Here is a 14,154-nt window from a genome sequence, read left to right as displayed (position 1 = left end):
TTGCATTTATTTGATTCTTCTTTTACTTTTTAGAAAGGAGCAAGGGATTCCGAAGTGTAGAGATATTCGGACTGAAAATCAATTGAACTCTTAGTGATGAAACTAACAGTTCTTGGATTTTAGTTTTCCTGACTATGATTTATGATTAAAATCTATGACACTATGTCTCGTGATTTGCGAGAATTTGTCCCGATTGAGGACGGAAAAGTCAAGATGTATGTTTGTGGGCCAACCGTGTATAACTATATCCACGTGGGGAATGCCCGTTCGACGGTAGCTTTTGATACGATTCGTCGTTATTTTGAGTATCGTGGGTATGAGGTTGCCTATATTTCCAATTTTACGGATGTGGATGATAAGATTATCAACCGTGCCAAGGAAGAAGGTATCACGCCTCAGGAGGTTGCGGACAAGTACATCGCTGCCTTTCGTGAGGATGTGACGGCCTTGGGCGTCAAACCTGCGACCCGCCATCCTCGTGTGGTGGAGTTTATGGCTGACATTATCCGCTTTGTGGAAGATTTGATTGAAAAAGGCTTTGCTTATGAGAGCCAAGGAGATGTCTATTTCCGTGTGGAAAAATCTCATAACTATGCCAAGTTGGCCAATAAAACCTTGGAAGATTTGGAGCTAGGTGCTTCAGGTCGTACCGATGAAGAAACAGCTCGTAAGGAAAATCCTGTAGACTTTGCCCTCTGGAAATCTGCCAAATCAGGCGAGATTTCTTGGGACAGTCCTTGGGGACCTGGTCGTCCGGGCTGGCACATCGAGTGTTCAGTCATGTCGACAGAGATTTTGGGAGATACCATTGATATCCACGGTGGTGGAGCCGATCTGGAGTTTCCGCATCACACCAATGAAATTGCCCAGTCAGAAGCCAAAACAGGTAAGACTTTTGCCAACTACTGGATGCACAATGGCTTTGTCAATATTGACAATGTCAAGATGTCCAAGTCCTTGGGGAACTTTATCACTGTTCATGATGCTCTCAAAACGCTCGATGGCCAAGTACTCCGTTTCTTCTTTGCGACTCAACACTACCGCAAGCCAATCAACTTTACGGAAAAAGCGGTGCGTGATGCAGAGACTAATCTTAAGTATCTGAAGAATACTTACGAGCAACCATTTACAGGAAATGTGGACGCCCAAGAGTTACAAGCTTTTAAAGACAAGTTTGTAGCAGCTATGGATGAGGATTTCAACTCTGCCAACGGTATTACAGTAGTCTTTGAAATGGCCAAATGGATCAATTCCGGCAACTATGACGCAAGTGTTAAGGAAGCTCTTGCGGATATGTTAGAAGTCTTTGGAATTGTCTTTGTTGAGGAAGTTTTGGATGCAGAGATTGAGGACTTGATTCAAAAACGCCAAGAAGCGCGTGCCAATCGTGACTTTGCGACAGCAGACCAAATCCGTGACCAATTGGCTGCTCAAGGGATTAAGCTCCTTGACACCAAAGATGGAGTGAGGTGGACTCGTGATTGATGTCAATCTCATTAACGGGATTGCGTTAGCTTTTGAGGGGGACGCGGTGTATTCTATGTATATTCGTCGTCACCTCATCCTCAAAGGTATGACCAAGCCCAATAAACTCCACCAAGAGGCGACCAAGTATGTCTCAGCCAAAGCTCAGGCTCGCCTGATTTCCCTTATGTTAGAGGAGCAAGTCCTGACGGAAAAAGAAGAAGAAATCTACAAACGTGGTCGCAATACCAATAGTCACACCAAGGCCAAAAATGCTGATGTGGTGACTTACCGTATGTCCACAGGTTTTGAAGCAGTCATGGGCTATCTCCATATGACTGAAAATCTGGAACGTCTTGAGAGCTTGATTTCGTGGTGCATCCAAAAAGTGGAGGGCTAGGACATGATGGCAAAAGAATTACAAGACTGGTTTCCTGAGGCTCAGATTTCAGACCAACCAGTAGAGAAAGAGGGCTATCTCACTCTCCCTTTAGCTTCTCAGCGGTGGATTTTGCTGGAGGAAGCTAGTCTCAGCGAGCGTGAGAAGCAGTTGATTTCTCTTTTGACCCAGCAGGAGCAGGCTCGTTCGCTCAATCCTTGGTATTCTTATCTGGTTGAGGGCAAGGGACAGGCACCGCAAGCTTTTAAAAAGATTCAGTTGGTTTATTGCCATCTTTCCTATTTTCAGCAAGAAAATCTAGCTTCTTGGCTAGATATGATGCGGACTCTTTTTCCGAACTGTCAGACGGTGCTTCAAGTCGGAGCTCAGGATTATGTTTTCGTGCTTCAACAAGATAGATATACCTCTGTACGAGCTATTTTAAGTGATACGATTGAAGCGGTTGAGTATGACTTTGGACTGCGTCTCTCTATCATGTTAGGTCAGGTTTGGTCTCAGACAGGACATCAAGCCCTATCAGACTTGATTAAAGCGGAGCGCGATTTGTTTAAGACTTGGTGGCGTCAGGGTCACCAAGGTGTTCATACTTTTTCTCAGCTCTATCTTTGGAGTATGGGAGAAAGACTCGTTGACCTGAGAGTCATTAAAGAATGTCTGCACCAGATGATTTTGGATCAAGATCAGATTCAGGAAATCATTCTCTCTCTTTGGGAAAATAGTGCTGTTCTCACTAAAACAGCCCAGCAACTCTATCTGCACCGCAATTCTCTCCAATACAAGATTGATAAATGGGAAGAATTGACAGGGCTTCAGTTGAAGGAATTGACCGACCTGACCTTGTGTTATCAATTGATTTTACCAGATATTTTATAAAGTTTTGTGCAAGTTGCACAGAACTTTTTTATTTTTTTGGTCATCTTGCCATAGAAAAGTTAAGCGTTTTCACATATAATAAAACTATCAAAAGACAAAAGGAGTTCACCTCATGGTAGAATTGAATCTTAAAAATATTTACAAAAAATATCCAAACAGCGAACACTACTCAGTTGAAGACTTCAACTTGGACATCAAAGACAAAGAATTTATCGTTTTCGTAGGTCCTTCAGGATGTGGTAAATCAACAACTCTTCGTATGATTGCTGGTCTTGAAGACATCACAGAAGGTACTGCATCTATCGATGGCGTGGTTGTCAACGATGTAGCTCCAAAAGACCGTGACATCGCCATGGTATTCCAAAACTACGCTCTTTACCCACACATGACGGTTTATGACAACATGGCTTTCGGTTTGAAATTGCGTAAATACAGCAAAGAAGACATCGACAAACGTGTGCAAGAAGCAGCAGCAATCCTTGGCTTAAAAGAATTCTTGGATCGCAAACCAGCCGACCTTTCAGGTGGTCAACGTCAACGTGTTGCCATGGGGCGTGCTATCGTCCGTGATGCAAAAGTATTCTTGATGGACGAGCCTTTGTCAAACTTGGATGCAAAACTTCGTGTATCAATGCGTGCTGAAATCGCTAAAATCCACCGTCGTATTGGAGCTACAACTATCTACGTAACTCACGACCAAACAGAAGCGATGACACTTGCAGACCGTATCGTTATCATGTCAGCAACTAAGAACCCTGCTGGTACAGGTACTATCGGACGTGTAGAACAAATCGGTACTCCTCAAGAAGTTTACAAAAACCCAGTGAACAAATTCGTAGCAGGATTCATCGGAAGCCCAGCTATGAACTTCATCAATGTGAAATTGGTTGGTAGCGAAATTATTTCTGACGGTTTCCGTTTGAAAGTGCCAGAAGGAGCATTGAAAGTTCTTCGTGAAAAAGGCTACGAAGGTAAAGAATTGATCTTCGGTATCCGTCCAGAAGATGTGAATGCAGAACCTGCTTTCCTTGAAACATTCCCAGAATCAGTTGTCAAAGCTACTATCTCAGTATCAGAATTGCTTGGTTCAGAATCTCACCTTTACTGCCAAGTTGGTAAAGATGAATTTGTTGCCAAAGTTGATGCTCGTGACTACTTGCAAACAGGTGCAACAGTTGAACTTGGATTTGACTTGAACAAAGCACACTTCTTCGATGTAGAAACTGAAAGAACGGTTTACTAAGATAAAAGAAACTTAAAACACTGCTAGAGAAATCTGGCAGTGTTTTTTGAGATGTGGATTGATTGAGAGGGAATTTTCTAGTTTTCATATTCTTAAAAAAGTGATAAAATGGTAGGAAGAATTGGAGAGTAGAGATGCCGAAAGAAGTGAATTTAACAGGCGAAGAAGTTGTCGCTTTAACCAAAGAATATTTAACGGAAGAGGATGTCCATTTTGTCCATAAGGCCTTGGTCTACGCGGTGGAATGCCATAGTGGTCAATATCGCAAATCAGGTGAGCCTTATATTATTCACCCCATCCAAGTGGCAGGTATTTTAGCTAAGCTCAAGCTGGATGCTGTAACGGTAGCTTGTGGTTTCTTGCATGACGTGGTAGAAGATACAGAAGCGACTCTGGATGATTTGGAAAGAGAGTTTGGCCCTGACGTGCGGGTAATCGTTGATGGGGTTACCAAGCTTGGTAAGGTCGAGTACAAATCAATCGAGGAGCAGTTGGCTGAAAATCATCGCAAGATGCTCATGGCCATGTCTGAGGACATCCGCGTTATCTTGGTTAAACTGTCTGACCGCTTACACAATATGCGGACCCTGAAACATCTTCGAAAAGACAAGCAGGAGCGTATTTCCAAAGAAACTATGGAAATCTATGCGCCGCTTGCCCACCGTCTGGGGATTTCTAGCGTTAAATGGGAATTGGAAGACCTATCTTTCCGTTATCTTAATCCAACGGAGTTTTACAAGATTACCCATATGATGAAGGAAAAACGCAGAGAGCGTGAAGCCTTGGTGGATGAGGTAGTTACAAAATTAGAGGAATATACGACGGATCGTCACTTGAAAGGGAAGATTTACGGTCGTCCTAAGCATATTTACTCGATTTTCCGCAAAATGCAGGATAAGAGAAAACGTTTTGAGGAAATCTATGACCTGATTGCCATTCGCTGTATTTTAGATACCCAAAGTGATGTTTATGCCATGCTTGGTTATGTACATGAGCTTTGGAAACCAATGCCAGGTCGTTTCAAAGACTATATCGCTAACCGCAAGGCCAATGGTTATCAGTCTATCCATACGACTGTCTATGGGCCAAAAGGGCCGATTGAATTCCAGATTCGGACCAAGGAAATGCACGAGGTGGCTGAGTACGGGGTTGCGGCTCACTGGGCTTATAAGAAAGGCATCAAGGGGCAGGTCAACAGCAAGGAATCTGCTATTGGGATGAACTGGATCAAGGAGATGATGGAGCTCCAAGATCAGGCTGATGATGCTAAGGAATTTGTGGATTCAGTTAAGGAAAACTATTTGGCTGAGGAGATTTACGTCTTTACCCCAGATGGAGCTGTCCGTTCCCTTCCAAAAGATTCAGGACCGATTGACTTTGCCTATGAAATCCATACCAAGGTCGGGGAAAAAGCAACTGGTGCCAAGGTCAATGGCCGTATGGTTCCACTGACAACCAAGCTCAAGACAGGGGATCAGGTTGAAATTGTCACCAACCCCAACTCCTTTGGGCCAAGCCGTGATTGGCTCAACATGGTTAAGACCAGCAAGGCGCGTAACAAGATTCGTCAGTTCTTTAAAAATCAAGATAAGGAATTGTCTGTCAACAAGGGTCGTGAAATGCTGATGGCTCAGTTCCAAGAAAACGGCTATGTAGCCAATAAATTCATGGACAAGCGTCATATGGACCAAGTTTTGCAAAAGACCAGCTATAAGACAGAAGAAACCCTCTTTGCGGCCATTGGTTTTGGAGAAATCGGTGCTATTACCGTCTTTAACCGTCTGACTGAAAAGGAACGCCGTGAGGAAGAACGTGCCAAGGCCAAGGCTGAGGCAGAAGAACTTGTCAAAGGTGGCGAGGTCAAGGTTGAAAATAAAGAAACCCTCAAAGTCAAGCATGAGGGTGGTGTGGTTATTGAAGGTGCTTCAGGTCTTCTAGTGCGGATTGCCAAGTGTTGTAATCCTGTTCCTGGTGACGATATTGTCGGCTACATTACCAAGGGGCGTGGTGTGGCTATTCACCGTGTGGACTGTATGAACCTGCGCGCCCAAGAAAACTATGAGCAACGTCTCCTTGATGTGGAATGGGAAGACCAGTACTCTAGCTCAAATAAGGAGTATATGGCTCATATCGATATCTATGGCCTCAATCGTACAGGGCTTTTGAACGATGTACTGCAAGTTCTTTCAAACACAACCAAGAATATCTCAACAGTCAACGCTCAACCAACCAAGGATATGAAGTTTGCTAATATCCATGTGTCCTTTGGCATTGCCAATCTCTCGACGCTGACCACGGTCGTGGACAAGATTAAGAGTGTGCCAGAAGTTTATTCTGTCAAACGAACCAATGGCTAATTATCCTAGCTCTTACTAGAAAGGCTATTATGAAAATCATTATCCAACGGGTTAAAAAAGCCCAAGTGAGTATCGAAGGTCAGGTTCAGGGAAAAATCAATCAGGGACTCTTATTGTTGGTTGGTGTTGGACCAGAGGACCAAGAGGAAGATTTGGACTATGCTGTGAGAAAACTGGTCAATATGCGGATTTTTTCAGACGCAGAAGGCAAGATGAACCTGTCTGTCAAAGATATTGAAGGAGAAATCCTTTCTATTTCTCAGTTTACCCTCTTTGCGGATACTAAGAAAGGCAATCGTCCAGCCTTTACAGGTGCAGCCAAGCCGGATATGGCATCAGACTTCTATGATGTTTTCAACCAAAAACTAGCGCAAGAAGTGCCTGTTCAGACAGGTATCTTTGGAGCGGATATGCAAGTTGAGTTGGTCAATGACGGGCCAGTTACCATTATCCTAGATACTAAAAATAGATAAGAAAGACCAAGCCCAGCCGGCTTGGTTTTTCTCATCTATCATAAAATACTCCAAAAAGACATCGGTTCTTGATAGGCCTTGGGGAAATCTCTTTTCAGACTTTGGCTTATGCGATAGGAAGGGATGAGGTGTCCTAGGATGAGGAGTGTCCCCTGAAGGAAAAGTGGGATGCTACTTAAACATATCAAGGAGAGAATCATCAGGCTATCCCATAGAAGGATTTGTAAGGCAAATCGCCAGAATCTCGGTCTAATCTGGGAATAGAGTTGACTAAAGTGATCACAAAGCTGGTTAGAAAGATAGGTCAATAGCACAGGATGAAAGAAAATGAGCCAACCGCTATAAATCAACATCCAATCCCAAGTAAGCCCCTCTTTAAATGTCAAAAATGCCAGCATAATTCCATCGATGATAAGGAGTTGAATGGTTTTGATGGAGATGATTTTTTTCATGCTAAAACCTCCTTTTCCTTAGAGACACTCCCATAAAGAGATGTGTTTATCGTAAAAATCTGGATAGTGTTCTCTTAGGTAGTCAGCCGTCATATAATATAAAGTAGAATGACAAGCAGTGATGATTGGCATAAGAGAGTAAAAACGCTGAGAACTAATGAAGGCTAAGAGGACAAAAAATAGAAAATCAATGGAGAGAATCCCTAAATAGTAGAAGCGAATCTTTTTATTGATTTTAGGATAAATCTCAGCGAATTGATGTTTGAGTCGGACAACCAAGCGAAATAGCAGGAGTCCTTGAGCAAGGAGGAAAATAAAACCAGAGAGCAAGAGCCACTCCAAAGATGTCTCGGGTCTTTTGTTAAAAAATGCGAATAGTAGCAAATCGATGACTGCAATTGCTGTAAAATGGATTCTAAAGAGTTTTTTCATAAGATGACCTCCCTCTTTTATCTAACTTCATTCTACTCCAAAAGAATGGGAGTTACAAGTAAAATGATAAAAATAGCAGAAGGGAGATTCTCTTAAGTTGGCTAGTATTCTTTATTTGAGTTTCCTGATATTATCTAATTTCTTCATCATTCCAGACAAATAAAGCTCCGATTGCATTGAGGATATAAAAGATGTATTTTCCGATATTGGCAAAATTTCCTTGAATACCAGCTTTTGTCAGCTGAACGAAATTGTAAATCAACCAGAAGCCCCACTGAGTTGTTAGTTTCAATGCGTTAAAAGCATTGGCAATGAGGGACAGTGCAAAGGCAATAGTTGTTACGTAGGCAAGGAGATTCATCTTGCCCCCATATCCGATATAGTTGGTCACAAAGGCAAAGAGGAAGGCGATGATGGAAATGATGATGGCTGCCAATTTTACCTGTTTTTGGCTCATTTGGTTGGGTCTGCCTTCTTGCGAAGCTTCCCATTTCTTAATAGCAAAGGTATAAATGAGGAAGGTGACGGGATAGGTGATAATAGCCGCCTTATTTCCAAGGATATAATCAATAGCACCGGACAAAATGGTATTAACAATACCAAAGTAATTTCCCCATTTGCTTAATTTCCCTGTGAAACGAGTGGACAACATGGAAATCCCAACGTTGGTTACGGAAATCAATCCAAAGGGTACAAGAGCTGTCCATGGTCCCCAGTCTACGAATTTATCGAGGCGGGAGTTGAGGTAACCAGATGCAATCGCAATCCCAACGACCAAAGCAACCCCGAAGAGGTCAAACCATTTGGATGTAGCAAAAATTTTTAGTGATTTTTTCATAGGTTAAACTATCTTTCTTGTTTTTTACAAACATTCTACAACTAAATGAAAGCAAAATCAAATGATAGAAATAAAACCCTGAAAATAAAACTTTCAGGGTTGGTATGGTACTTGAGGAATTAGTCGATTTTTTCGACATAGAGTTGTTGTGCAATGTCCATACTTACTTGTAAATCCTCGTTTTTACTGAGGATGGTGAAGGTATTGCTGAAGCCATCAAACTGCTGGACTTGGAGCGAATCACCGATGTGAAGTGAGTGCTTGTCCAGATAATTGAGAATGTCAAAACTATCGTGCACCCGAGTTAGGCGGTAGGAGCCAGCTTCCTTGATGTCAGCTAGTGGTAGGTTGTTGATTTCAACTAGGAGTTCTCCCTTGGCCGGAATGGTGCCTCCATGGGGACAGGTCTTGGGGAATCCTAGTAGTTTATCCAGTCTCTCCACGAAGAGGTCAGAGACAGTGTGTTCCAAGACCTCAGCTTCCTCATGAATCTGGTCACTCGTATAGTCTAAATGATGGACTAGAAAAACTTCAATCAAGCGGTGTTTGCGATAGAGCTCAGAGACCAGTTTGAGTCCGAGGTCAGTCAGTAGATAGCCACATTCCTTGTCCTTAAGGATGAGGTTTTCACTCTTCATTCTCTTAATCATTTCAGTTACGGCAGGGGGAGAGACTTGCATGCGAGCCGCAATTTCCTTGTTGGTAATTTTATGCAGGTCTATGCCAATTTCATAAATACACTTTAGATAGTCTTCTTTATTCGGGGTCATTCGTATCCTCTTGTCTAATATCTTTATCTAGTATATCAAAAAAAGCTAGATTTCTCTAGCTGTGACTTTTTATGTTATACTTATTGCAAGAGAAAAAACGAGGAGATGGATATGACGAAAATAGCTCTTCTTTCAGATATTCATGGAAATACCACCGCCTTGGAGGCTGTTTTGGCAGATGCTCGGCAGCTAGGAGTGGATGAATACTGGCTTTTGGGAGACATTCTCATGCCAGGAACAGGGCGTCGAAGGATTTTGGACTTGTTGGCTCAACTACCGATTACAGCTAGAGTTTTGGGAAACTGGGAAGATAGTCTGTGGCATGGTGTCCGCAAGGAATTGGATAGTACTCGTCCCAGCCAACGCTATCTCTTGCGCCAGTGCCAGTATGTTTTAGAGGAAATTTCCCTAGAAGAAATCGAAATGCTCCACAATCAACCACTCCAGATTCATCGTCAGTTTGGGGCTTTGACGGTGGGAATTAGCCACCATCTTCCTGATAAGAACTGGGGGAGAGAGTTGATTCATACTGGAGAACAAGAGGGTTTTGACCGCTTGGTGACCAATCCTCCTTGTGATATTGCTGTTTATGGTCATATCCACCAGCAGTTGCTTCGTTACGGGACTGGTGGGCAATTGATTGTCAATCCAGGTTCGATTGGGCAACCTTTCTTTCTAGATGCCCAGTTGCGGAAGGACTTACGGGCCCAGTATATGATTTTGGAGTTTGATGACAAGGGCTTGGTAGATATGAACTTCCGACGTGTGGACTACGATGTGGCAGCTGAATTGCAGCTAGCTAAAGACCTCAAACTTCCCTATTTTGAGGTTTACTATGAAAGTCTGGTCAATGGTATCCACCATACTCATCATCAGGAATTTCTGAGAGAATTGGCCCAGAAAGAGGGTTATGATAGGGAATTAGATGCTTGGTTGAAAAGTGGTAACGATTGACATTACAACTAAAAAGGGTATAATAATAGAAAAAAGAAGAGTAGAGGCAGGGTAGCCTCGTAAAAAGGAGAAGAGAATGCAAATTCCAAGTAGATTTACCATTGCGACTCATATGCTGATAATTATTGCCCTCGAGGGGAAGGAAAGCAAGGTGACCAGTGATTTTCTGGCTGCTAGTGTCGGGGTCAATCCTGTCATTATCAGAAAAACCTTGTCCCAGTTGAAGAAGGCAGAGCTGATTTCAGTCGCGCGCGGAACAGGTGGGACAGAGATTGTCAAGGATCTCAAAGACATTAGTCTATTAGATGTTTATCAAGCGGTTGAGTGTCTTGGAAAGACTGGTCAACTCTTCAGTTTTCATGACAACCCAAATCCAAATTGCCCAGTTGGAGCTCATATTCATGATGTTTTAGATCAAAAATTGGAGAGAATCCAGCTGGCTATGGAGGCTGAACTTGGTCAGACCAGTCTAGAACAGGTCGTGGCAGATGCAGAGAGTCAGATGAAGGATTGAGAGGGATAGGTGCCCTCTTTTTTTCTTTGGATAATTATGATAGAATGAACTCATAAAAGGAGGAAGAAATGTATCTCGTTATAGGAATTGTATTAGCCTTTATAGTGTCATTTTGGAAGGATAATAGAAGTTTGTGGAATCCAGTATTATTCTTATTATCCCTCATTTCCAGTTATTTTTATCTAGGCTACCTTTTTTATCAAAATGGGTATGAGAAGATTCATTTCGCTTTTTTTATATTTCCCTTTATTTTACTTCCTTTTTTGCTTTTTCTAAGTGGCATCTTTCTAATCTATAATGGGGTCATTTTGTTGAAGCGAGAGGGACGTTCAAAGGCTAATTATCTCTCCATGCTCCTTGGAATAGTCATTTTGCTATTTTTTGCTTTGATGTCATTTCGATTGGGAGGACGACATGAATTATTTTACACCAATCACTTTCTAAATATTTTATTTGCATTTATTGCTTATTCTTACTTTATTTTTGGTTTTGCTTTTGTGGCTTTTATTCTGTACTCTATCTTGTATCTCTTTATTCCTAAGAAGAAGCATTATGATTTTATTATCATTCACGGTGCAGGTTTGTTAGACGGAGAAAGGGTAACTCCTTTGCTGAAGAGGAGAATTGATAAGGCAGTAGAAGCTTACCACAAGTCTAAAAATTCTAACATAAAAATTATTGCCAGCGGTGGACAAGGAGCAGACGAGAAGATTTCTGAAGCGCAGGCTATTACAAACTATCTGCTTACGGAGACAGATGTTCCTCAAGATGCTGTTATCCTAGAGGATCAATCAAGGACTACCTACGAGAACCTTCTCTTTTCTAAGGAACTTTGTGAGAAACTGGTAGCTAAACCTCAATTTCTCTTTGTTACAAATGACTATCATGTTTTTCGTACCAGTACCTATGCGCGTAAGTTAAACATGAAGGGAGATGGTCTCGGATGTAGGACGGCAGGCTACTACATACCATCTGCTTTTATTCGGGAGTACGTAGCGCTCTGTGTCAAGATGAAATGGCTCTTTCTTGCCTTTTATGTCCCGCTGTTAGTTATCATTTTGGCAGCCTATAAAGGAATTATTTGGTAGTTATACTCTTCGAAAATCTCTTCAAACCACGTCAGCTTTATCTGCAACCTCAAAGCTGTGCTTTGAGCAACCTGCGGCTAGCTTCCTAGTTTGCTCTTTGGTTCTCATTGACTATTAGATTCTATTTAAAAAGACTTAGAATACACATGAAAGTATGTATTCTAGGTCTTTTGTTTTATATACATTTGATTTTTGAAAGGTACTATCTATTCTTCCATGCTTGGTAACGGGTATCAATCAATAATTGAGTGAGGCGTCCCATGGTTTCCCTTTCTTCTGGAGTGAGGGATTGAGCTTGGACGAAGAGATGACGAATGTGTTCGATAGCCTTTAAGGAAGACAAGTCATTGATAGAAGTAATACCAGAATCAAGAATGGTTCCAAAGAAGAGATCGAAGTAGAGCTGGAGTTCTTCGTCAGGGACTGTGGCCACCCACTCCTTGAAGGTTGTGTCAACTTGTTGGCTATCACTGTTGGTCTTATCCAGTTGGACGAAGTGCTTGTCCTCAATCTGCCAACTAAAGGTATCGTGCTGGGCGATACCACCTAAGGCAGTACTGTGCACGATGATTTGGTGGGCAGGAATTTCCAGCATCATACCGATAATGGAGCCTTGTGGGATGAAGACCTTGGTTCTCTCCATTATCCTTTGATAGCCCTCAGTTTGTGTCAGCTCTTTATGGAGACCAGGCGCATCAAAGGTATAAACTGCTGTGATCTGATTTTGCGAGCTTTGCTCAATTTGACTAGCAGCATAGATAGCTAGATTTCCTCCCTTGGAATGCCCGGCCAGAATGACCTTTTGCTTAGGATGTTGGGCAAAAAAGTTCTTTAAATAGCGGAGGGCGTGCTTTTGAGCAGGAATTTCCTTCATATAGGTCAGGTGAAAATCTTCCTTCCAGCCAATGATACTGTCATCTGTACCTCGAAAAACAATCAGATAGGTGTCGAGAGTGAGGCGGTAGGTCATAGCTGCAAATTGCTTTTGCAGCTCAGGGTCGATGTCGTTGATAAAATGGGAGAGTTTGCAATTTTTGAAGCGCTTGTGTTGAGATAGCTCATCCAATAGCTGGAGGCGATTTTTGCTGGTCAACATGTCAGACTCTCTTGGAACCTGAGGTGCCAGGTCTAAAAGTCGCATAGGAGTTGTGGAGACCAAATTATCAAAGGAGAGGTAGGTGATTTCTGTTAAGGCTAGAATGTCTAATACATTCAAAGGAAGGTCGTAAAAGGAATCGTGTGCGACATCTTTCAGATAATCAAAAATATTGGCCATAAGAACTCCTTTCTTTTTATTTATCTTATCACAATCACATAGAATTTACTAGTTGGTTTGTACGAGCTCTCTACATACCGACCTATAATGGTATGATTCAGACACATAGAAGACAGTTTGCTTTTATTTCAAACCTCTAAACATACTTGTTTGTATCTGTTTGTCGTCAATCCCATTCTCTTTTAAGAAATTTTTCATCTCATTTATATCATCAGGTTGGCCGGTTAAGAGATAAATAGCTTGGTTACCGTATTTCACAACCGCATTTTTTAAAAATGCTTGGCTTTGAGAAAAGGTTTCGCTAGTTTTATAAGTTAGATTCGGATTATTCTTACTAAGCTCTTTTAACTCATTATCAAAAATGTTTACTCCTTTGTCTAAATGATTAAGAATGATGGAGCGCTTACCAGCCCACTCTTTCATAATTGGACGTAGAGTAGAAATACCGACATCAGAGGCAAAACAAACTAGTGCTTGGTCATTGTCTTTAACAGATAAAGATGACTCCAGCCAACTCATCTCAATTTTACTACCAGCTGGTAAATGTGTTAAGGTTTCCTTAAACACGCTACCACTATTATGGGTTACAATAAGAATTTCATCCTCATCAGGAGTGGAAGCAAGGGTTAGCCATCGGCTAGCCTGATCCTCCTTTACTGGACTTTTGTCTAGACCAAACGAACTGTCAGGAAGCTTAAACTGAGCATAGGAGCCAGCTTGCCATATTTGATTTTTTGTTTTTGTGATGTGAACTAAATACAAATCTCCGCTGGGATTTTCAATGGATTTTATCGATAAAGTTTGACTTCGTCCAAGATAGGTAATGATTCCCCAAGATATAAAGCCGAGCACTCCAAGTGTAGTTAGAATAATTATGAACATTTTTTTCCCTCGTTTCATTTTTAACTCCTATAGTGTAGTAATCTTCTATGAATGAATAATATTTTTTTTCATTCAATAATTTCCAAAAAATAAAGAAAAGATTTCTTTATTTCAGTATTCCTTTAATGAAGTTGGTTG

General features: G+C 41.7%; 16 protein-coding genes. 9 read left to right on the top strand and 7 right to left on the bottom strand.

The window, feature by feature from the left end; all coding sequences use genetic code 11:
* The first annotated feature begins 141 nt into the window (after window positions 1–141).
* From cysS to dtd, 6 genes are all read left to right on the top strand, one after another.
* Window positions 142–1,485: a cysteine--tRNA ligase gene (gene cysS, locus D8837_RS03975; protein WP_125456272.1), complete on the top strand. Its 1,344-nt coding sequence runs from the start codon at window positions 142–144 to the stop codon at window positions 1,483–1,485.
* Complete coding sequence (locus D8837_RS03970; RefSeq protein WP_000567927.1) at window positions 1,478–1,864, top strand: Mini-ribonuclease 3; 387 nt, start codon at window positions 1,478–1,480, stop codon at window positions 1,862–1,864. The genes cysS and D8837_RS03970 overlap by 8 nt, the downstream gene beginning before the upstream one ends.
* A 3-nt stretch (window positions 1,865–1,867) precedes the next feature.
* Entirely contained in the window at window positions 1,868–2,737 is an 870-nt protein-coding gene (locus D8837_RS03965) for a helix-turn-helix domain-containing protein (RefSeq protein ID WP_125456271.1), read from the top strand.
* 112 nt (window positions 2,738–2,849) lie between these two features.
* On the top strand, window positions 2,850–3,980 hold the full coding sequence (locus D8837_RS03960; RefSeq protein WP_084923728.1) for an ABC transporter ATP-binding protein: 1,131 nt from the start codon (window positions 2,850–2,852) through the stop codon (window positions 3,978–3,980).
* A gap of 134 nt (window positions 3,981–4,114) precedes the next feature.
* Complete coding sequence (locus tag D8837_RS03955) at window positions 4,115–6,337, top strand: RelA/SpoT family protein (RefSeq protein WP_125456270.1); 2,223 nt, start codon at window positions 4,115–4,117, stop codon at window positions 6,335–6,337.
* A gap of 29 nt (window positions 6,338–6,366) precedes the next feature.
* Window positions 6,367–6,810, top strand: coding sequence for a D-aminoacyl-tRNA deacylase (dtd, locus tag D8837_RS03950; protein WP_125456269.1), 444 nt, complete (start codon window positions 6,367–6,369; stop codon window positions 6,808–6,810).
* Window positions 6,811–6,848: 38 nt separating this feature from the next.
* On the opposite strand, the gene D8837_RS03945 is transcribed toward dtd, so the two are convergent.
* The 5 genes from D8837_RS03945 to D8837_RS03925 all read right to left on the bottom strand — a co-directional run bounded on the left by D8837_RS03945 (window position 6,849) and on the right by D8837_RS03925 (window position 9,302).
* The gene (locus D8837_RS03945) at window positions 6,849–7,262 is read right to left on the bottom strand and encodes a hypothetical protein (RefSeq protein ID WP_125456268.1); all 414 of its coding nucleotides are present in this window, start codon (window positions 7,260–7,262) and stop codon (window positions 6,849–6,851) included.
* 18 nt (window positions 7,263–7,280) lie between these two features.
* Window positions 7,281–7,694, bottom strand: a complete 414-nt coding sequence (locus D8837_RS03940) for a hypothetical protein (protein ID WP_070481897.1) — start codon at window positions 7,692–7,694, stop codon at window positions 7,281–7,283.
* Window positions 7,695–7,824: 130 nt separating this feature from the next.
* Window positions 7,825–8,532, bottom strand: a complete 708-nt coding sequence (locus tag D8837_RS03935; protein ID WP_185755662.1) for a nicotinamide mononucleotide transporter — start codon at window positions 8,530–8,532, stop codon at window positions 7,825–7,827.
* Window positions 8,489–8,671 (bottom strand): hypothetical protein, encoded by a 183-nt coding sequence (locus D8837_RS09720; protein ID WP_125456267.1) that lies wholly within the window; start codon window positions 8,669–8,671, stop codon window positions 8,489–8,491. The genes D8837_RS03935 and D8837_RS09720 overlap by 44 nt, the downstream gene beginning before the upstream one ends.
* Window positions 8,652–9,302 carry a metal-dependent transcriptional regulator gene (locus tag D8837_RS03925; protein WP_125456266.1) on the bottom strand — a complete coding sequence of 217 codons (651 nt, stop codon included), beginning with the start codon at window positions 9,300–9,302 and terminating at the stop codon, window positions 8,652–8,654. The genes D8837_RS09720 and D8837_RS03925 overlap by 20 nt, the downstream gene beginning before the upstream one ends.
* Before the next feature lie 111 nt (window positions 9,303–9,413).
* Between D8837_RS03925 and D8837_RS03920 the strand changes: the two genes are divergently transcribed.
* The 3 genes from D8837_RS03920 (at window position 9,414) to D8837_RS03910 (ending at window position 11,858) form a co-directional block, all read left to right on the top strand.
* Window positions 9,414–10,256 (top strand): metallophosphoesterase family protein, encoded by an 843-nt coding sequence (locus D8837_RS03920; protein ID WP_185755661.1) that lies wholly within the window; start codon window positions 9,414–9,416, stop codon window positions 10,254–10,256.
* 76 nt (window positions 10,257–10,332) lie between these two features.
* Window positions 10,333–10,770: an Rrf2 family transcriptional regulator gene (locus tag D8837_RS03915; protein WP_001166787.1), complete on the top strand. Its 438-nt coding sequence runs from the start codon at window positions 10,333–10,335 to the stop codon at window positions 10,768–10,770.
* Window positions 10,771–10,838: 68 nt separating this feature from the next.
* Complete coding sequence (locus D8837_RS03910) at window positions 10,839–11,858, top strand: YdcF family protein (RefSeq protein ID WP_125456264.1); 1,020 nt, start codon at window positions 10,839–10,841, stop codon at window positions 11,856–11,858.
* Window positions 11,859–12,060: 202 nt separating this feature from the next.
* Here D8837_RS03910 and D8837_RS03905 read toward each other — a convergent pair whose 3' ends face one another.
* Window positions 12,061–13,134, bottom strand: a complete 1,074-nt coding sequence (locus D8837_RS03905) for a DUF2974 domain-containing protein (protein ID WP_125456263.1) — start codon at window positions 13,132–13,134, stop codon at window positions 12,061–12,063.
* 123 nt (window positions 13,135–13,257) lie between these two features.
* Window positions 13,258–14,034: a ferredoxin reductase gene (locus D8837_RS03900; RefSeq protein WP_125456262.1), complete on the bottom strand. Its 777-nt coding sequence runs from the start codon at window positions 14,032–14,034 to the stop codon at window positions 13,258–13,260.
* Between the last annotated feature and the right edge of the window lie 120 nt (window positions 14,035–14,154).

The organism is Streptococcus mitis (assembly GCF_003942965.1).
Lineage (GTDB): Bacteria > Bacillota > Bacilli > Lactobacillales > Streptococcaceae > Streptococcus > Streptococcus mitis_BH.
Note: the sequence above shows the minus strand (reverse complement) of the source record. Positions and strands in the feature narration are given on the sequence as shown.